This is a genomic window from Pseudomonas sp. VMV1 (genome assembly GCF_056790235.1).
Genome location: NZ_JBXGSE010000004.1, coordinates 295,085 through 312,439 on the forward strand (window position 1 = coordinate 295,085; position 17,355 = coordinate 312,439).

General features: G+C 67.4%; 16 protein-coding genes. 5 read left to right on the plus strand and 11 right to left on the minus strand.

Annotated features, from left to right (window positions below):
• Positions 1-8: 8 nt before the first annotated feature.
• From ACUCV0_RS15675 to ACUCV0_RS15685, 3 genes are all read right to left on the minus strand, one after another.
• Positions 9-1,538 (minus strand): FAD-dependent oxidoreductase, encoded by a 1,530-nt coding sequence (locus ACUCV0_RS15675; protein ID WP_482213078.1) that lies wholly within the window; start codon positions 1,536-1,538, stop codon positions 9-11.
• Positions 1,539-1,618: 80 nt separating this feature from the next.
• Positions 1,619-2,533 (minus strand): cation diffusion facilitator family transporter, encoded by a 915-nt coding sequence (locus tag ACUCV0_RS15680; protein ID WP_059313661.1) that lies wholly within the window; start codon positions 2,531-2,533, stop codon positions 1,619-1,621.
• Complete coding sequence (locus ACUCV0_RS15685) at positions 2,533-2,958, minus strand: polyribonucleotide nucleotidyltransferase (RefSeq protein WP_482213079.1); 426 nt, start codon at positions 2,956-2,958, stop codon at positions 2,533-2,535. Before ACUCV0_RS15685 ends, ACUCV0_RS15680 begins: the two co-directional genes overlap by 1 nt.
• Before the next feature lie 102 nt (positions 2,959-3,060).
• Here ACUCV0_RS15685 and hrpB point away from each other — a divergent pair, with 102 nt between their 5' ends.
• The 4 genes from hrpB (at position 3,061) to ACUCV0_RS15705 (ending at position 7,998) form a co-directional block, all read left to right on the plus strand.
• Positions 3,061-5,565: an ATP-dependent helicase HrpB gene (gene hrpB / locus ACUCV0_RS15690; protein ID WP_482213080.1), complete on the plus strand. Its 2,505-nt coding sequence runs from the start codon at positions 3,061-3,063 to the stop codon at positions 5,563-5,565.
• A 111-nt stretch (positions 5,566-5,676) separates the two neighbouring features.
• A complete protein-coding gene (locus ACUCV0_RS15695) occupies positions 5,677-6,507 on the plus strand; it encodes an oxidoreductase (protein WP_482213081.1) in 831 nt (276 codons plus the stop codon).
• Between the two features lie 12 nt (positions 6,508-6,519).
• The gene (locus tag ACUCV0_RS15700; RefSeq protein ID WP_323148955.1) at positions 6,520-7,458 is read left to right on the plus strand and encodes an AraC family transcriptional regulator; all 939 of its coding nucleotides are present in this window, start codon (positions 6,520-6,522) and stop codon (positions 7,456-7,458) included.
• Positions 7,459-7,569: 111 nt separating this feature from the next.
• Positions 7,570-7,998: a pyridoxamine 5'-phosphate oxidase family protein gene (locus tag ACUCV0_RS15705; protein WP_482213082.1), complete on the plus strand. Its 429-nt coding sequence runs from the start codon at positions 7,570-7,572 to the stop codon at positions 7,996-7,998.
• A 4-nt stretch (positions 7,999-8,002) separates the two neighbouring features.
• Here the strand turns inward: ACUCV0_RS15705 and ACUCV0_RS15710 are convergent, their stop codons facing one another.
• The 8 genes from ACUCV0_RS15710 to ACUCV0_RS15745 all read right to left on the minus strand — a co-directional run bounded on the left by ACUCV0_RS15710 (position 8,003) and on the right by ACUCV0_RS15745 (position 15,073).
• Positions 8,003-9,211, minus strand: a complete 1,209-nt coding sequence (locus ACUCV0_RS15710) for an amino acid deaminase (protein WP_482213083.1) — start codon at positions 9,209-9,211, stop codon at positions 8,003-8,005.
• Positions 9,208-9,981, minus strand: a complete 774-nt coding sequence (locus ACUCV0_RS15715; RefSeq protein ID WP_454252447.1) for an IclR family transcriptional regulator — start codon at positions 9,979-9,981, stop codon at positions 9,208-9,210. The genes ACUCV0_RS15710 and ACUCV0_RS15715 overlap by 4 nt, the downstream gene beginning before the upstream one ends.
• A 14-nt stretch (positions 9,982-9,995) precedes the next feature.
• Positions 9,996-10,382: a RidA family protein gene (locus ACUCV0_RS15720; RefSeq protein WP_059313667.1), complete on the minus strand. Its 387-nt coding sequence runs from the start codon at positions 10,380-10,382 to the stop codon at positions 9,996-9,998.
• A gap of 26 nt (positions 10,383-10,408) precedes the next feature.
• Positions 10,409-11,185 (minus strand): amino acid ABC transporter ATP-binding protein, encoded by a 777-nt coding sequence (locus ACUCV0_RS15725; protein ID WP_059313668.1) that lies wholly within the window; start codon positions 11,183-11,185, stop codon positions 10,409-10,411.
• Complete coding sequence (locus ACUCV0_RS15730) at positions 11,182-11,844, minus strand: amino acid ABC transporter permease (protein WP_059313669.1); 663 nt, start codon at positions 11,842-11,844, stop codon at positions 11,182-11,184. Before ACUCV0_RS15730 ends, ACUCV0_RS15725 begins: the two co-directional genes overlap by 4 nt.
• A gap of 10 nt (positions 11,845-11,854) precedes the next feature.
• On the minus strand, positions 11,855-12,517 hold the full coding sequence (locus ACUCV0_RS15735; RefSeq protein WP_184292191.1) for an amino acid ABC transporter permease: 663 nt from the start codon (positions 12,515-12,517) through the stop codon (positions 11,855-11,857).
• A 47-nt stretch (positions 12,518-12,564) separates the two neighbouring features.
• Positions 12,565-13,344, minus strand: a complete 780-nt coding sequence (locus ACUCV0_RS15740) for a transporter substrate-binding domain-containing protein (protein WP_482213132.1) — start codon at positions 13,342-13,344, stop codon at positions 12,565-12,567.
• 268 nt (positions 13,345-13,612) lie between these two features.
• Complete coding sequence (locus ACUCV0_RS15745) at positions 13,613-15,073, minus strand: N-acyl-D-amino-acid deacylase family protein (RefSeq protein ID WP_482213084.1); 1,461 nt, start codon at positions 15,071-15,073, stop codon at positions 13,613-13,615.
• A 176-nt stretch (positions 15,074-15,249) separates the two neighbouring features.
• Here ACUCV0_RS15745 and ACUCV0_RS15750 point away from each other — a divergent pair, with 176 nt between their 5' ends.
• A complete protein-coding gene (locus ACUCV0_RS15750; protein ID WP_482213085.1) occupies positions 15,250-17,268 on the plus strand; it encodes a methyl-accepting chemotaxis protein in 2,019 nt (672 codons plus the stop codon).
• Positions 17,269-17,355 lie beyond the last annotated feature (87 nt).

A 17,355-nucleotide genomic window follows, 5' to 3' on the forward strand; every position in this document is an offset into this window, starting at 1 on the left:
GTAGTTCCTCAGTTGGCCTGGACGATGTCCAGCGCCTCAGCTCGTTTCAAGGGCTGGCGCAGACGCTGGGCCAGGATGGCAGTAGCACGCTCTCGTTGGCAGGCGACTACACCCACTACCAGATCCTCGGCCAGCAACAGGGCGACGAAGGTCTGGTCACCCAGGCTGCCGTCGAGGTGCATGTCATCCCACTGGCGGGGGTGGCCGAGGTATTCGTAACGCTTGCCGTGGTGCAGGGTCCAGAAGAAGGGGACGTCGGCATAGGCCTCGGCCTCGCCGAGCAGATTACGCGCGGCCAGGCGGCCGTGCTGCTGGGCCAGGCGCCAGTGCTCGATCCGGGTGGGCCGGCCGGCATAGGGGAAGGTGGCCAGGTCGCCAGCGGCGTAGAGGCCTTCCGCGGCCTTGAGCTGGGCATCCACCGGTACGCTGCCATCGTCCGCCAGAGACAGGTTGGCGAGGAAAGCCGTCGCCGGAGCGATGCCGGTGCCTACCAGTACGACATCGGCAGGTAGACGGGTACCGTCCTTGAGTCTGACCTGCCGGACCTGACCCTCGCCTTCGAAGCCCACCACCTCGTGGGGCGCATGAAAGGTGACGCCATTGGCCTCGTGCAGGGTCTTGAAGTGCTGACCCAGGGTCTCACCCATCTGTTTGACGAAGGGCAGGGAGGCGGGAGAGATGACGTCCACTGCCAGGCCCTGCTTGCGCAGAGCGGAGGCGGCTTCCAGGCCGATGAAGCTGGCACCGACGATCACCGCCCGGCCCTCGTCGGGCAGGTCGGCCAGGATGGCGGCCGCGTCAGCGCGGGTCCGCAACAGGTGGATGCCCCGGAGGTTGGCGCCTGGCACGGCCAGGGGTTTGGGCTCGCCGCCAGTGGCTAGTACGCAACCGTCATAGTCCAGGGTCTGGCCATTGCTTAGTTCCAGCTGGCGTACCTGGGCATCCAGGCGCACCACCTCGGCGTGCAGGCGTTCGATGTGCTGCTGACGGAAGAAGTCGGCATCGCGCAGCGGTGGAGCCTCTTCCGGGGCCTTGTCGCCCTGGAGGACGAATTTGGACAGGGCGGTACGATCATAGGGCTCGCCCGGTTCCTGGCCGATCAGCACGAGGCGGCCGCCAAAGCCGAACTCACGCAGGGCAGCGGCGGCGGCCGTGCCTGCGGCGCCAGCGCCAACGACGACGAACAGGCGCTCGTCACGCTGGATTTCGGCCGCTTGTGCGGGCAGTGGCTCGGTACCGACCAGCACCTCGCCATCGCGCACCTCCACCGGGTAGCGCTGCAGGGCGTCCAGCGCGGGTGGTTCGCAGAGGCTGCCGTCATCCAAGGCGAAGCTCGCCTTGTGCCAGGGACAAACCAGCCGCCCCTGGCAGACGGCACCCTCGGCCAGCGGGGCGCCGGCATGGGGACAGTTGGCCTGAAAGGCCCGCACCTCGTCGCCGACGCGCAGCAGCAGGATGGTGGTGTCTTCGATCTCGACCGCGGTACCGCGGTCTTCACGCAGGTCCGCAAGGCGCGCGACCGGGTGCAGGGTATTCATGGTCATCTCCCGGCGCTCTCTGGAACGCTCTCCGAATCAGGCTTGCAGATTCGAGAGAACGCAGCGGCGCCGGGTTCCGCTCAGGTGGCGGGCGGCAGGGGATGACGGTGGGGGACGTCCGGTGCATCCAGCGGATCGGCGTGGACCAGCACCTCGGCCTGGGGGTATTCGGCGCAGATGGCCGCCTCGACCTCGTCGCACAGCACATGGGCGCGCGACAGGCTCATCTGCCCCGGCAGCTCCAGATGCAGTTGCACGAACCAGTGATTGCCGGAGAGACGGGTACGCAGGTCATGGGCACCGATCACGCCAGGTACCTGGCAGGCCAGCTGCAGCATGTGCTCGCTGATGTCGGCGGGCAGTTCCTGGTCCATCAGCACGCCGAAGGAGTCACGGGCGATGCCGTAGGCGCTCCAGAGGATGTAGAGGGCGATGGCCAGGCCGAACAGTGGATCCAGCCAGTACCAGCCGAAGCCGGTCAGCGCCAGGGCGATCAGGATGCCGACGTTGAGCAGCAGGTCGGAGCGATAGTGCAGGGCGTCGGCGCGGACCACCGTGGAGTCGGTAAGGCGGATGACGTGCTGCTGGTAGGCCACCAGCATGGCAGTCAGGGCCAGGGAAAACAGGGTGACGGCGATGCCCAGGGCATGGGCGCCGAGGGGCTCGGGGTGTTGCAGGCGGCCGATGGCCTGCCAGGCGATGAGCACTGCGCTGACGCCGATGAACACCGCCTGGGCGATGCCGGCCAGAGACTCCGCCTTGCCATGGCCATAGCGGTGGTCGTCGTCCGCCGGCTTGAGGGCGTAGTGCACCGCCAGCAGGTTGAAGACCGAGGCCAGGCCGTCGAGCAGCGAATCAGTCAGGCCGGCGAGCAGGCTGACCGAACCGCTGAACCACCAGGCGACGGCCTTGGCCAGGATCAGCGTCGTCGCCACCGCTACCGAGGCGGCCGTGGCGCGACGCAACAGCCGCTCGGTGCGGTGCGGATCGCTCATCAGGCGTGCGGGGAGAGGCCCAGGCTGGCGAGCTGTTCGGTGTTGCCACTGCGTTGCAGCAGGCGCGGGTCGTCCAGCGGCAGGTTATGGCCGGTGGCCTGCTGGATGATCGCCTTGAGGCGTGCGCGATCGACGCTGCCGTCCGGGTTGACCGCCTTGTTCAGCTCGGCCGGATCCACCTCGGCACGGCGGTTCTCGGGCAGATAGATGGCACCGGTGGCGAAGTCCACGCCAAAGGCGACCAGGCCGGGGATGATGTAGAACAGCAGGCCGATGGCATCGAGGGCGACGATGCCCGGGTCGATACGGCCACTGCCGGTGATCTGGCCGCGGCGCTCGGGGTAGAACAGGGAGCCGCAAGCGGTCAGCTGGGTGAACAGGGCGGCGGCGAGGACGCCACACACCGCGCGGGTACGCATCGACATAGACAACCTCCGGTTGGATGAGGCCGCCACTATAGCGGCCGGAATCACGGCGGGCGAGACGCTTTATACTGCCCGCCCCGTTGAGACCACCGGCCGTGCCCAATGACGCCCTTGCCCATCGATGTTGTCCTGCCCGACCTGCGCCAGGCCCTCGCCCGCCGTGATGACTGCGTGCTGGAAGCGCCGCCCGGCGCCGGCAAGACCACCCGGGTGCCCCTGGCGCTGCTGGACGAACCCTGGCTGGCCGGTCAGCGCATCCTGCTGCTGGAGCCGCGCCGGCTGGCGGCTCGCGCTGCCGCCGAGCGCCTGGCCGCGGAACTGGGCGAAGGCGTCGGCGAGACGGTGGGCTATCGCATCCGCCTGGAAAGCCGGGTAGGGCCGCGCACCCGCATCGAAGTGGTCACCGAAGGCATCCTTACCCGCCGGCTGCAGGACGATCCGGCGCTGGACGGTGTCGGCCTGGTGATCTTCGACGAATTCCATGAACGCAGCCTGGACGCCGATCTGGCCCTGGCGCTGACCCTGAGCGGGCGCGAGCTGCTACGCGATACGCCGCTCAAGGTGCTGGTGATGTCCGCCACCCTGGAAGGCGAGCGCCTGGCCGCGCTGCTTGGTGATGCGCCCGTGGTGCGTAGCGAAGGCCGGATGTTTCCGGTCACGACCCGCTGGAGTCGACCGCTCGGCCAGGACGAACGCCTGGAGGTGCGGGTGGCCGCCACGGTGCTGCAGGCATTGGACGAGGAGTCCGGCAGCCTGCTGGTGTTCCTGCCCGGGCAGGCGGAGATCCGCCGCACCGCCGAGCGGCTGGCGGATCACTTGCCTGCTGCGGTGCTGCTCTGCCCGTTGCATGGCGAGCTGGAGCTGGCGGCCCAACGGGCGGCCATCGAGCCGGCGCCAGTGGGCAGCCGCAAGGTGGTGCTGGCCACCAATATCGCCGAGACCAGCCTGACCATCGAAGGGGTACGGGTGGTGGTGGATGCAGGTCTGGCGCGGGTGCCGGCCTTCGATCCCGGCAGCGGCATGACCCGCCTGACCACCCGCCGCATCTCCCGCGCCTCGGCCACCCAACGCCAGGGCCGCGCCGGCCGACTGGAGCCGGGCGTCTGTTACCGGCTCTGGTCGGAAGAGCTGCACCAGCAATTGCCGGCCTACGACAGCGCCGAGATCCTCCAGGCCGACCTCGCCGGGCTGGCGCTGCAACTGGCCCGCTGGGGCATGAGCGCCGAGGAGCTGGCCTGGCTCGATCCCCCGCCCGCCGCGGCCCTGGCCCAGGCCCGCGACCTGCTGATGCGCCTGGGTGCCCTGGACGACCAGGGCGTGCTCACCCCTCACGGCCAGGCCATGAGCGGTCTGCCGGCCCATCCGCGGCTGGCGCACCTGCTGTTGCGTGGTCAGTCCTGGGGCCTGGCCGAGCGCGCTTGCGAGATCGCCGCACTGTTGGGCGAGCGCGACCTGGCGCCGGGGCAGGGCGCCGACCTGCATACCCGTCTGCTGCTCCTGGCCAGCGAAGGGCGCGGCCCGCGCGGCGGGGTGGCGCGCATTCGTCAGCTGGTCCGTCAGTACCGCGGCCTGCTGCGTGGCAAGGCCGAGCGGCCGGTGGCCGATCCCGAACACCCGCGCTGGACCGGGGCCCTGCTGGCCTGCGCCTATCCGGATCGTATCGCCCAGCAGCGCAAGGCCGGCGGCCAGGACTATCGGCTGGCCAATGGCCGGGCCGCCAGCTTTGGCGAGCCGGATGGGTTGATGAAGTCGCCCTGGCTGGTGGTGGCCGACCTGGGCAGTCGCCAGGGGCAGCGCGAGGAGCGCATCTACCTGGCCGCCGAACTGGATCTGGCGCTGTTCGAGGGGCCGCTGGCCGAGCAGGCGGTGAGTCACGACGAACTGGACTGGGACGAGCGCGAAGGCGTCCTGCGCGCTGAACGCCAGCGCCGGGTCGGCCAGCTGGTGCTGAGTCGCGAGCCGCTGAAGAACCTGGACGCCACGGCCCGCAGCCGCGCGCTGCTGGGGCTGGTGCGGCGGAAGGGCCTGGAGTTGCTGCCCTGGACGCCGGAGTTGCGCCAGTGGCAGGCGCGGGTGGCCTTGCTGCGCCAGCTGGACCTGCAGCAGAAGCAGGCGAGCGACTGGCCGGACGTCAGCGACGCGGCCCTGCTGGCCAGCCTGGAAGACTGGCTGCTGCCCTACCTGGACCGTGTCACCCGCCTGGCCCACTTCGCCAATCTGGACTTGGCCGCCATGCTCCAGGGCCTGCTGCCCTGGCCGCTGCCGCGGCAGCTGGACGACCTGGCCCCGCGCACCCTGGCGGTACCCTCCGGCTCCAACATCCGCCTGGACTACGGCGAGCACCCGCCGGTGCTGGCGGTGCGGTTGCAGGAGCTGTTCGGCCTGGTCGATACCCCGCGCATCGCCGGCGGGCTCCTGGCGGTCAAGCTGCACCTGCTTTCCCCAGCGCGGCGTCCGGTGCAGGTCACCCAGGACCTGGCCAGCTTCTGGGCCAACACCTACCTCGACGTGAAGAAGGACCTCAAGGGCCGCTACCCCAAGCACTACTGGCCGGACGATCCGCTGATCGCCGAACCGACGGCGCGAGCCAAGCCCAGAGGGACCTGAGCCACTGGCGTCGATGTTGAGAGGATTGGGCAAGACCACCAGACGATCCGGCAGCGAAGGCTGCGTACCCGGGCGCTAGCATGGCCGCTTCCTACACCGAGGGAGCGAGCCATGAACGAGTACAAGACCCTTTTCATCACTGGCGTGAGCAGTGGTCTGGGCAATGCCCTGGCACGGGAAGCCCTGGTGGCCGGCCATTGCGTCATCGGGACGGTGCGCCAGGAAGCCGATCGCCAGGCGTTCGCCGCCTTGTCGCCCAGGGCCCATGGCGTCCTGCTGGATGTCACGGATCACGATCGCGTGGACGCGGTAGTGGCGGAGGTCCAGGCAGCGCTTGGCCCGGTGGACGTACTGGTGAACAATGCCGGCTACGGGCACGAGGGCATCCTTGAGGAGTCACCCCTGGAAGAGCTGCGTCAGCAATTCGAGGTCAATGTCTTCGCGGCGGTTGCCGTCACCAAGGCCTTCCTGCCGTCCTTCCGCGAGCGGCGTCGCGGTCATATCATCAACATCACCTCCATGGGCGGCACCATCACCCTGCCGGGCATCTCCTACTATTGCGGTAGCAAGTTCGCCCTCGAAGGTATCTCGGCGGCCCTGGGCCAGGAATTGGTGCCGTTCGGGGTCTGGGTCACCGCCGTAGCGCCAGGCTCCTTCCGCACCGACTGGGCGGGTCGCTCGATGCGCCGCAGCGCCCGCAGCATCGCCGACTACGATGAGCAGTTCGCGCCGATTCGCACGGCGCGCGAAGCCAAGAGCGGCAAGCAGCTCGGCGATCCGCGCAAGGCCGCCCAGGCGCTGTTGCGCCTTATCGCCATGCCAGCGCCGCCCACGCAATTGCTGCTGGGCAGCGATGCCTTGCACCTGGTGCGCGAACGCCTGGCCGCGGCCAGCCGGGAGATCGACCGGTGGGAGGGCCTGACACTTTCCACCGATGGCTGAAGAGGAGGGTCCATGACCCCGAGCGATCCCGTCCCCGCGCGTCTGGTAGCCCTGCTAGGTAAGCTGGCACCACGGGAGGGCTACAACCTCAGCGCCTTGGAGGACGTCCGCTTCCTGCGCTCGGATCGCCCCCTGACCGGCGTACCGGTGCTCTACGATCCCGGTGTCGTCATCGTCTGCCAGGGTGGCAAGCGCGGCTACTTCGGCGAACGCGTCTATCGTTACGACGCCCAGCATTACCTCGTGGTATCGGTGCCCGTACCCTTCACCATGGAGACCGATGCCAGCCCGGAGGCACCGCTGCTGGCCATCTACCTGCGGCTTGATTTTCGCCTGCTCGGTGAACTGGTGCTGCAGCTCGATAGCGAACTGGGACCAACGGTCGAGCCACCCCGAGGACTCTATGCTTCGCCCCTCGATGAGCCGCTGCGCCAGTCGACCCTACGCTTTCTGGAGGTGTTGAGCGTGCCGACGGACGCCCGATTGCTGGGGCACGCCTTGCTGCGCGAGGTCTACTATCGGATCCTGACCGGTGCCCAGGGCGGCTCGTTACGCGCGGCCCTGGATCGCCAGGGACATTTCGGCCGCATCGCACGATCATTGCGTACCCTGCACGCCCGCTATGCCGAGCGGCTGGACGTCGCGTCGCTGGCGCAGGAGGCGCGCATGAGTCAGCCCAGCTTTCATCGACACTTCCGCGAGGTGACGGGTACCACGCCCATGCAGTACCTGAAGTCGACCCGGCTGCATCAGGCGCGGCTGCTGATGCTGCGCGACGCCCTGCCGGCCGCGAGCGCGGCCTTTGCCGTGGGCTACGAAAGCGCCTCGCAGTTCAGCCGCGAATTCAAGCGTCTGTTTGGCCGGACGCCGTTGGCGGAAATCGACTGGATGAAGGCGACTTACGCACTGCCGGTGCCGCCCGCGTCGGCGCTATACGTGTCTTCCCACTAGGGCAGCCCGTCCGAAAAGCCAGGTCGGCGTCTGCGCATCGGAACCAAGCGGCAGCAGTTCCGGGTCTGAATTCAGACGGGCAACACCGCCCACCCTACCGGAGCGACCCCCATGGCCGACAAGACCCTGCACGACCTGTCCAAAGCGATGAGCGATCTGGATTTCTGCATGCTGACCACCGGCACCGGGCGCCTGACCAGCCGGCCAATGAGCAACAACGGCGACGTCGAGTACGACGGTGATTCCTGGTTCTACGCCTATGACGACTCGGCCAAGATCCGCGACATCGAACAGGATCCGGCGGTGGGCCTTAGCTTCAGCGAGGGCAAGAGCCTGCTGGGCAAGCCCGGCATCTTCATCGGCATCGAGGGCCGCGCCGAACTGATCCGCGACAAGGCGCAGTTCGAGGCGCACTGGACCAAGAACCTGAACCGCTGGTTTCCGCAGGGTACCGATACGCCCGGCATGATTCTCATCAAGGTGCATGCCGAGCGCATCCGTTATTGGGATGGCGAAGACGAAGGCGAGCTGCGGCCCTAGCGTCTCAGAAGCAGGTCGCGAAGGTCTCCACCACCTGCAGGCTGTCATCTACCAGGCAGCCCTGGCGCCACTTGTCGAAGGTCAGGCAAGGATGGGAGGTACCCAGGGCGACAATATCGCCGATGGCCAGCTCCGTACCTGGCGCGACGACCATGAAGGCGTGCTGGTCCATGATGGCAGTGACGGTACAGCCGCTCATGTCGACGGCTTCAGCGCCCGCCTGGCCTGGTAGGTAGCGGCGTAGCGGCAGTGGCAGGCCGGCGTCATGGGCGACGTCGCGCTTGCCCAGGGCCAGGATGGCAAAGCCGGGTTCGGGCAGCGACTGCACGTGGGCCCAGACCTCCAGCGCTGGCTGCAGGCCCTCGGCCAGGCCGGTGCGCGCCAGGACGCCGCCCTGGGCGTCGCGGTAGATGCCGTGATCATGGACCACATAGCTGCCGGGACGCAGGACGGCCAGGAAACGTTCGCGTACCTCCAGCTGATCGAAGGCGGCGGCGATCAGGTCGTACCAGGCCGAGCCCGAAGCGGTGACGATGGGCCGGTCGAGGGAGAAGGCGCCCTGGCCACGCAACTCCTCGGCCAAACGCACCAGGGAATCGGCGAAGGCGCGGATGTCGGTCACTGCCTCGACGCCGTGAATCACGCCCTCGTAACCTTCGATACCGGTCAGCCGCAGCGCCGGTTGTCCGGCGATGGCCTGGGCCAGGGCACGTACCTCGGATTCGCTGCGGCAGCCGCAACGACCGCCAGGCACGCCGTATTCGATCATCACCTGTAGCGCCAGGCCGCGTTCGGCGAAGAAGGCGCCCAGGGCCGTGACCTGATCGGGATGGTCCACCAGGCAATGGAAATCGAAATCAGGGTCGGCGCTCAGTAGCTCGGCGATCAGCGCCATGTTCGGCGCCCCGACCAGCTGGTTGGCCATCAGCACCCGGCGTACGCCATGGGCCTGGGCGGCGCGGGTCTGGATCGCGGTGGCCAGGGTCATGCCCCAGGCGCCGGCCGCCAGCTGCCGCTGGAACAGCGCCGGAGCCATGCTGGTCTTGCCATGGGGCGCCAGCTGCGCGCCGCGGTCGCTGGCGAAGGCCTGCATCCAGGCGATGTTGTGATCGAGCGCCCGCTGGTGGATGACCAGGGCGGGCAGGGCGATGTCGCGGAGCAGGCTGTCGCCAGGGGTGGCGGCGCCTTTCTCGGGGGCATGTAGAGCGGTCATGGATTCTCCTGGCCGCCCAGGCGCTGGGACAGGCGGCGAGCGCTGTCGACCAGCACCTGGCGGTACTCGGCATGGTGGGCCTGGGCGTCGGCACGGGGCGCGACGATGCACAGGGTGGCGATGCACAGGCCGCTGGCGTCCTGCACCGGAGCGGCGAAGCAGTGGGTGTAGGTGTCGGCGATGCTGTCGAAGGAAAAGAAGCCCTCGGCGCAGGCGCTGCGGATCTCGGCGATAAAGGTCGCCGGCGGCAGGCGGCTGCCGTCGGGCAGGATGAAGTCGTCCGGATCGATCAGGGCGAGGATCTCGGCGTCGCTCAGATGGCCGAGCAGCAACCGGCCGGAGGCGGTCCAGGGAATGGGCGCGTCCTCGCCGACGTTGGAGGAGATGCGAAAGGCGCGGGCGCCTTCCTTCATCAGCGAGACGGTGTACTTGCGGCCATTGAGCTGGCACAGCTGGGCGGTCTCGCGGGTCCGGGCGACGATGTCGTCCAGCAGCAGCCCGGCCTCGCGGGCCAGGTCGAAGTGGCGCAGGTGCGCCTGGCCGAGAAAGTACAGCTCGCGGCCCAGGTAGACCTGACCGTCGCGGCCCACGGCATCGAGCATGTGCCGCTCCAGCAACAGGCCGACCAAGTCGTAGACGGTGGACTTGGGAATGCCCAGGCCGGCGGCGATCTCGTTGGGTCGCAGCGGCCGACCCACCCGCTTGAGGTGATCGAGGATGTCGAAGGCGCGGTCCAGGCCGCGGGCTCTCTGGCGGGTAGGTTCGGTCATCTGTGCGATTTGTCTCAGGCCTTGGGTTTGTAGGCGATGCAGTCGATCTCGACCTTGCAGTCCACCATCATGGAGGATTGCACGCAGGCGCGCGCCGGGGCATTGCCGGCGAAGTACTCGGCGAACACCTTGTTGAAGCTCCAGAAGTCGCGTGGATCGTCCAGCCAGACGCCGGCGCGTACCACGTGCTCCAGACCGTAGCCGGCCTCGTTCAGGATGGCGATCAGATTCTGCATGGTCTTGTGGGTCTGGGCGACGATGCCGCCGTCGATGATCTCGCCGTTCTCCATGGCCACCTGGCCGGAGACGTGCAGCCAGCCATCGGCTTCCACCGCGCGGGCGAAGGGGAGGGGTTGGCCACCTGCGCCGCGTTCGCCGGCGCCGTAACGAATGATGCTCATGGTGTTGCTCCTGTAGCGGGGATGATTCAGAAAGAGGTCCGGCCGAGGAATTCGGCGAGACGGGTGGAGCGGGGCCGCTCGAACAGTTCGCGCGGCGGACCCTGCTCCTCGATGCGACCCTGGCTCATGAAGACGATGCGATCGGAGACCTCATAGGCGAATCTCATCTCGTGGGTCACCAGCAGCATGGTCATGCCATCCTGGGCCAGGTCCTTGATCACTGCCAGCACCTCGCCGACCAGCTCCGGATCCAGCGCCGAGGTGGGTTCGTCGAACAGCATCAGGCTGGGGTTCATGGCGATGGCGCGGGCGATGGCCACCCGTTGCTGCTGACCGCCGGAGAGCTGGCCGGGATGGTGGTCGCGCCGCTCGAGCAGCCCGACCCGACGCAGCCACTGCTCGCCGAGGGCGATGGCTTCGTCCTTGCCCATCTTCTTGACCTTGCGCAGGCCGAGGGTGACGTTTTCCAGAGCGGTGAGGTGGGGGAACAGATTGAATTGCTGGAAGGCCATGCCGGTGAGCGAACGCTGGCGGGCGACCTCGCGCTCCGGCAGGCGCTGGCGGCGACCGCCGTCTTCGCGGTAGCCGATGGCCTCGCCGGCCAGCTGGATGCTGCCACCCTGGAAGTCTTCCAGCAGGTTGACGCAGCGCAGCAGGGTGGTCTTGCCCGAGCCACTGGAGCCGATCAGGGTCACCACGTCGCCACGGTAGAGGCTGAGATCGATGCCCTTGAGCACCTCCACCTCGCCAAAGCTCTTGTGCAGGCCGTTGATACTCAGCAAGGGATCGTTGGCAGCGGTCATGGCAGGGTCACCCGTTTTTCCAGGTAGCGGCCGAGCCGCTCGATGGCGAAGTTGATGAGAAAGAACAGCAGTCCGGCGAACAGATAGAACTGCAGGGTCATGAAGGTGCGGGCGATGACCTGCTGGCTGCTGAGCAGCAGTTCGGCCACGCCGATCACCGAGAGCAGGGTGGAGGCCTTGACGATCTCGGTGGAGGCGTTGACCCAGGTCGGCAGGATCTGGCGCAACGCCTGGGGTAGCAGTACCTCCTGGAGACTCTGGACGAAGGTCAGGCCGATGGCCTTGGCGGCCTCGTGCTGACCGCGCGGGATGGCCTGCAGGGCGCCACGGACGATCTCCGCCACATGGGAGCCGCAGAACAGCAGCAGGGCCGCGGTGCCGGCCTGGAAGGGCGTGGGCCGCAGGCCCAGGGCAGGGGCCATGTAGTAGCAGGCCAGCACCAGCACGAACACCGGGGTGCCGCGGATCAGATCGGAGTAGAGGCGGAACGGTAGGCGCAGCGGCCAGCGGCCGTAGGTCAGCGCCAGGCCGCCGAGGGTACCCAGCAGGGTACCGCCCAGCACTGCCAGCAGCGAACAGGCCAGGGTGGTGGCGAAACCGGCGGCCAGGGTCTGGCGAGCGTTCCACAACTCCAGGAACCAGGAGGGGGCTTCGTACACGTTCGGGCTCCTAGCGGGTCAGGCTCAGTCGCCGCTCCAGCTGGCGCAGCAGCAGGGCGATGACGTAGCAGGTGAGGATGTAGAGGACGCTGGTCACCAGCCAGGTCTCGATGACCCGGTAGCTTTCCAGGTTGATCTTGCGGGCCTGGTAGGTCAGCTCCGGCACGGCGATGGCCGCCGCCAGGGAGGTGTCCTTGAACAAGGAGATGAAGCTGTTGGAGAGCGATGGCAGGACGTTGCGCAGCATCACCGGAATGATGACGTAGGCCTTGATCTGCCATTCGCGCAGGCCGATGGCCAGGCCCGCCTCGCGCTGGCCCTTGGGAATGGCCATGAGGCCGCCGCGAAACACCTCGGCCAGGTAGGCCCCGGCATAGAGCGCCAGGGTGATGAGAAAGGAGCTGAGCTTGTCCAGGCGGATGCCGACGCTGGGCAGGGCGAAGTACAGCAGCAGGATCAGCACCAGGATCGGGGTGTTGCGCACCAGGGTGACGTAGCCCGCCGCGAGCCAGCGCAACGCCCGCACCCGCGAGAGCAGGGCGAAGGCGGTGGCCAGGCCGATCAGGCAGCCGATGGCGATGCCTACCAGGGCCAGCTGCAGGCCGAGGGCAAGCCCGGCCAGCAGGTGATCCAGGTTCTGCCACACGGGGGCGAAGTTCAGGGTGTAGTTCATGCTCAACGTCTACCGAGAGGGCGCGGACGAACCGCGCCGGGCCAGGATCACTTGAACTCGACAGGGAAGCCGATCGCCGGGGAAGGCAGCTGGACACCGAACCACTTCTTGAAGGACGCCTGGTAGGTGGGGAATTCCACACCGGTCATGGCCTCGTGCAGGGCGGTGTTGACGAAGTTCAACCAGTCCTGTTCTCCGCGCTTGACCGCGCAGGCGTAGGTCTGGGGGCTCCAGGCATAGTCGGGCGAGCGGTAGCGGCCGGGGGTCTGGGTCATCAGGTACTTGACCGAGGACTGGTCGGTGGCCACGGCGTCGGCACGGCCGGTGCCCAGGGCCTGGTAGAGCAAATCGACGCTGTCGTACTGATCGACCTTGGCGCCGGGCAGCGCCTGGTGCACCAGCTCCTCGGCATAGACGTTCTGCAGCACGGCCACGGTCAGGTCGTCCTTGGCCGCCTTGAGGTCATCGATCTGCTGGTAGCGGCTGTTGGCCGGCAGGAGCAGGGCAACGCCCTCACGGTAATAGGGCAGGGTGAAGGCGACCTGCTGGGCGCGGCTGGCGGTCACGGTGATGAACTGGCAGCTGATGTCGACCTTGTCGGTGAGCAGGTTGGGGATGCGTGCATCCGAGCCCTGGACGACGAATTCGACCTTTTCCGGATCGTTGAACAGCCCCTTGGCGATGACCTTGGAGATATCGATATCGAAGCCCTGCAACTTGCCGTCGGCGCCCTGGAAGTGCCAGGGGGCGTTGGTGCTGCCGGTGCCCACTATCAGGTGACCGCGCTTGAGTACGTCATCCAGCTTGGCCGCCTGGACGCCAGTCATGGCGACCAGACCCACCAGCAGCGCCAGTGTTTTCCACCCCTTCGTCTTGCCCGTCATTGTGCGACTCCTTTTCCGTTATAGCGGAATAATGTTCGTAACAACGGAATAGATTGCAGTCACTGTGCCAGCTTTTTCGACGGCTTTGCAAATCAATGGCTTGGCTTGAACGACGGGCAAAGAAGAGGCTCCCGGTGCCGTGGGTGGCACCGGGAAGTGGCGGAAGGTAACGGCGGCGCACCAGGTCGGGACGTTACCCGGTAGCGTTCGATCAGCAGCGTGGGAAGGTTTGCCGCAGGTCCCCGGCACGGGGCAGGAAGCGGCCATGGCGCTCGTCGATGCTCTGGTCCGGCGCATAGGCCAGACGGCCATTCACCCAGACGGCGTGGATGCCTTCGGCGGGGCGCTGTGGCTCGCTGAAATCGGCCACATCGCGAATACGGGCAGGATCGAACAGCACCAGGTCGGCATGGGCGCCCGGTTCGATCAGGCCGCGATCCTCTAAGCCGAAGCGCGCGGCGGAAAGACCGGTCATCTTGTGCACGGCGGTGTGCAGGGGGAAGAGACCGAGGTCACGGCTGAAATGGCCGAGCACCCGCGGGAAGGCGCCCCAGAGGCGTGGGTGCGGGAAGGGATCCTCGGGCAGGCCGTCGGAGCCGATCATGCTCAGTGGATGCGCGAGGATGAGGTGCACATCGGCTTCGCTCATGCCGTAGTAGACGGCCCCGGCCGGCTGCAGGCGGCGTGCGGCGCTGTCCAGGTCCAGGCCCCAGTCGGCGGCGATGGAGTCCAGGTCGCGGCCGCCGCATTCGGGATGCGGGGTGGACCAGGTGATGGTGATGCGATGCCGCTGGGTGACCTGGTTGAGATCCAGGGTGGAGGAGCTGGCGGCATAGGGATAGCAGTCGCAGCCGACCTGTTGGGTCTGCGCGGCCTCGGCCAGGGCGCCGAGCAGTTCCGGTGCGCGCCCCCAATTGTCCACCCCGGCGCACTTGAAGTGGGAGACCACCACCGGTGCCCGGGCCTGGCGACCGATGGCCAGGGCTTCGTCCAGCGCTTCGTGGACCGCGGCGAATTCGCTGCGCAAATGGGTGGCATAGAGTCCGCCCACGGCATCCAGCTCCGCGGCCAGCTGGGCCACCTCGTCGGTCGGGGCCGCCGCGGCGGAGGCATAGGCCAGGCCGCTGGAAAGCCCCAGGGCACCGGCGGCCAGGCTGTCGCGCAACTCGGCACGCATGGCGGCGATCTCGGCCGGAGTGGCGGCGCGATAAAGATCATCCAAGTGATTGCTGCGCAGCGCCGTGTGGCCCACCAGGGCGGCGACATTGACGCCGGGGCGGGCCTGTTCCACGGCGGTGCGGTAGGCGGCGAAGGTGGGATAGACGAAGGCCGCGGCCGGGCCGAGCAGATTCAGCGGGTCCGGCGGCTCACCGCGCAAACGGACCGGCGCGGCACTGATGCCGCAATTGCCCACCACCACGGTGGTGACCCCCTGGCTGAGCTTGGGCAGTTGCTGCGGCCGGCGGATGACCATGCTGTCGTCGTGGGTATGGACGTCGATGAAGCCAGGCGCCAGCACCAGGCCGCTGCCGTCGCGGACCTCTCGGGCTGGTTCAGTGGACAGGTCGCCCAGCTTCTGGATACGTCCGGCTGCGATAGCGACATCGAGCGGCCTACCCGGACGGTCGTGGCCGTCCAGCACCAAGGCATTGCGAATCAATAAGTCATGCATGCTAGAGCTATCCGAAGACCGTTGAGGGGCGGCTTTCGACCGCCGAGTGGCAAATAGCCAGGGAAGCGAAGCGACAGCTCGATAGAGACGAAACTGTTACAAGAATTTTTGTCTATTACGTCACAAATAGGGCGGTACAGCCCTAATGACCCCTTTCGCCGCCGCCCGAGCTAGCCATGAATCTGCTGACCCCTGCTGTAACGATAATGAATCGCCTGAGGTTTCCCGCCAAGTTCGTCTGCCTCGCCACCATCGTTCTGGTGCCGCTCCTGTTTCTCAGCGTCTACCTCTATCAGGATATCCAGGAGCAGCGCGTGAGCTTGACCCAGGAGATCGACGGTCAGCGCTATCTGACGCAGCTGACCCCGGTCGCCCGACTGAGCATGTTGCAGCGTGCCCTGACCAAGCGTGTCCAGGATGGCGACACCTCGGCGCAGCAGGATTGGCAGAACAATCGCGATAACCTGCTCAAGGCCTATGACGACCTGGGGCAGTTGGATCGTGAACTCGGCGGGAAGCTGGAAACCGGCGATCGCGTCAGTCAGCTGCGGCTGGGAGCCGAACGGCTGCTGCAGGGAACCTCAGGCAACTCGCTGGAGGTGTTCGAAGGCTGGAATGAGCAGCTGACCAAGACCCTCAACTTCTTCTATTACGTCTCGGCCACCTCGGGCCTGGCGCTGGATGCCGACTACGCCAGCCTCTTTCTCATCGATATCACTTCGCTGCGACTGCCTCGGGAGATCAATCTCATCGGCCAGCTGCGCGGCCTGGCGAGCGGCCTGAGCGCTACCAACAGCTTCGATCCGGCCACCCTCAATGTGGCGCGTACCCTGGTGCGCCAGGAGCGGCAGACCGCCGACGAACTGGAGCAGGGTTTGCGGCTGCTGGCGCGCCAGGCGCCTGAGCTGGCGCAACGCCTCAAGGGCTCCCTGGCGCTCGCATCGGACGACTATGCCAACTTCCGCCAGGGCATGCTGACTGCCATGAGCGGGGAGGGTGTGGTTGCCGGGCGCGCTCTGGGTGCCCAGGGCAATGCCGTGGTCGCCCGCTACTACAAGGTTCTGGAAGAGGCCCAGGGCCTTCTGTCCCAGATGCTGGCCGAGCGCCTGGCCCATGAAACCGCGCTACGCAATATGATCCTGGGCATGATCCTGGGGGCCTTGCTGCTGCTGAGCTACACCTTCGCCGGCATCTACCAGGCCCTGCGCCTGGGGATCGCCGAGCTGGTCGAGGTGACCGCCGCCGCTGCCCGGGGCGATCTGAGCCGCCGGGCCGCCTTGTCCGGGCGTGACGAGATCGCCGACATCGGTCGTAGCCTGGATGAGATGCTGGAGGCCTTCGGTCGCTCGCTACGCGAGGTCGATCAGGCCTCCCAGGCAGTCGCCCAGGCGTCCGGCGCCCTGGCCGGCTCCATCGGTCAGGCACGCTCGACCATGCAGGCGCAACAGGGCGAGACCGACCAGGTGGCCACCGCCATCACCGAGATGACCGCCAGCGTGGCGGACGTCGCCAACAACACCGAAGGCGCTGTCGCGGCTGCCCAGCAGGCCGATCAGGCCACCCGTGACGGCGCCCGGGTGATGCAGCAGACCCAACAGGCCATCGAAGCCCTGGCCGCCGAGGTGGATCTCAGCGCCACCAAGGTCGCCGCCCTGGAAAGTCACAGCCAGGCCATCGGCGGGGTCATCGCGGTGATCCGTACCATCGCCGAACAGACCAATCTGCTGGCCCTCAACGCCGCCATCGAGGCCGCCCGGGCCGGTGAGCAGGGTCGCGGTTTCGCCGTGGTGGCCGACGAGGTCCGCACCCTGGCCTCGCGCACCCAGACCTCCACCGAGGAGATCCGCCGCATCATCGAGCAATTGCAGGCCGCTACCGGCGAGGCCGTCGGCCAGATGCAGGCCAGCCGTGGCCATGCCCTGACAGGAGTCGCGGCGGCCGAGCAGGCCAGTGCCAGCCTGACCAGCATCGGCTCCGCGGTGGGACGCATCGTCGACGTCAACGTGCAGATCGCCAGCGCCGCGGAACAACAGGCCGCGGTGTCCGAAGACATCAACCGCAACACCACGGGCATCCGTGCCAGTACCGTGCAGGTACTGAGCGGGATCGAGTCCGACGCCGGTACCGCCGAGCGCCTGGCGGGCCTCTCCCAGGATCTGCGCAGCGTAGTATCGCGCTTTCGCCTCGGCGTCTGATGGCGCCGCTCATCGGCGGGGGTTAGGTCCGACTTTACAACCTGGCTCCTGCGGATAACTGTATAAATAGACAGTTATCCGCAGGAG

Bases quoted from the DNA above. Each gene is read 5' to 3' on its own strand.
- ACUCV0_RS15675 (WP_482213078.1), bottom strand. From the start codon at position 1,538: ATGAATACCCTGCACCCGGTCGCGCGCCTTGCGGACCTGCGTGAAGAC.
- ACUCV0_RS15680 (WP_059313661.1), bottom strand. From the start codon at position 2,533: ATGAGCGATCCGCACCGCACCGAGCGGCTGTTGCGTCGCGCCACGGCC.
- ACUCV0_RS15685 (WP_482213079.1), bottom strand. From the start codon at position 2,958: ATGTCGATGCGTACCCGCGCGGTGTGTGGCGTCCTCGCCGCCGCCCTG.
- hrpB (WP_482213080.1), top strand. From the start codon at position 3,061: ATGACGCCCTTGCCCATCGATGTTGTCCTGCCCGACCTGCGCCAGGCC.
- ACUCV0_RS15695 (WP_482213081.1), top strand. From the start codon at position 5,677: ATGAACGAGTACAAGACCCTTTTCATCACTGGCGTGAGCAGTGGTCTG.
- ACUCV0_RS15700 (WP_323148955.1), top strand. From the start codon at position 6,520: ATGACCCCGAGCGATCCCGTCCCCGCGCGTCTGGTAGCCCTGCTAGGT.
- ACUCV0_RS15705 (WP_482213082.1), top strand. From the start codon at position 7,570: ATGGCCGACAAGACCCTGCACGACCTGTCCAAAGCGATGAGCGATCTG.
- ACUCV0_RS15710 (WP_482213083.1), bottom strand. From the start codon at position 9,211: ATGACCGCTCTACATGCCCCCGAGAAAGGCGCCGCCACCCCTGGCGAC.
- ACUCV0_RS15715 (WP_454252447.1), bottom strand. From the start codon at position 9,981: ATGACCGAACCTACCCGCCAGAGAGCCCGCGGCCTGGACCGCGCCTTC.
- ACUCV0_RS15720 (WP_059313667.1), bottom strand. From the start codon at position 10,382: ATGAGCATCATTCGTTACGGCGCCGGCGAACGCGGCGCAGGTGGCCAA.
- ACUCV0_RS15725 (WP_059313668.1), bottom strand. From the start codon at position 11,185: ATGACCGCTGCCAACGATCCCTTGCTGAGTATCAACGGCCTGCACAAG.
- ACUCV0_RS15735 (WP_184292191.1), bottom strand. From the start codon at position 12,517: ATGAACTACACCCTGAACTTCGCCCCCGTGTGGCAGAACCTGGATCAC.
- ACUCV0_RS15740 (WP_482213132.1), bottom strand. From the start codon at position 13,344: ATGACTGGCGTCCAGGCGGCCAAGCTGGATGACGTACTCAAGCGCGGT.
- ACUCV0_RS15745 (WP_482213084.1), bottom strand. From the start codon at position 15,073: ATGCATGACTTATTGATTCGCAATGCCTTGGTGCTGGACGGCCACGAC.
- ACUCV0_RS15750 (WP_482213085.1), top strand. From the start codon at position 15,250: ATGAATCTGCTGACCCCTGCTGTAACGATAATGAATCGCCTGAGGTTT.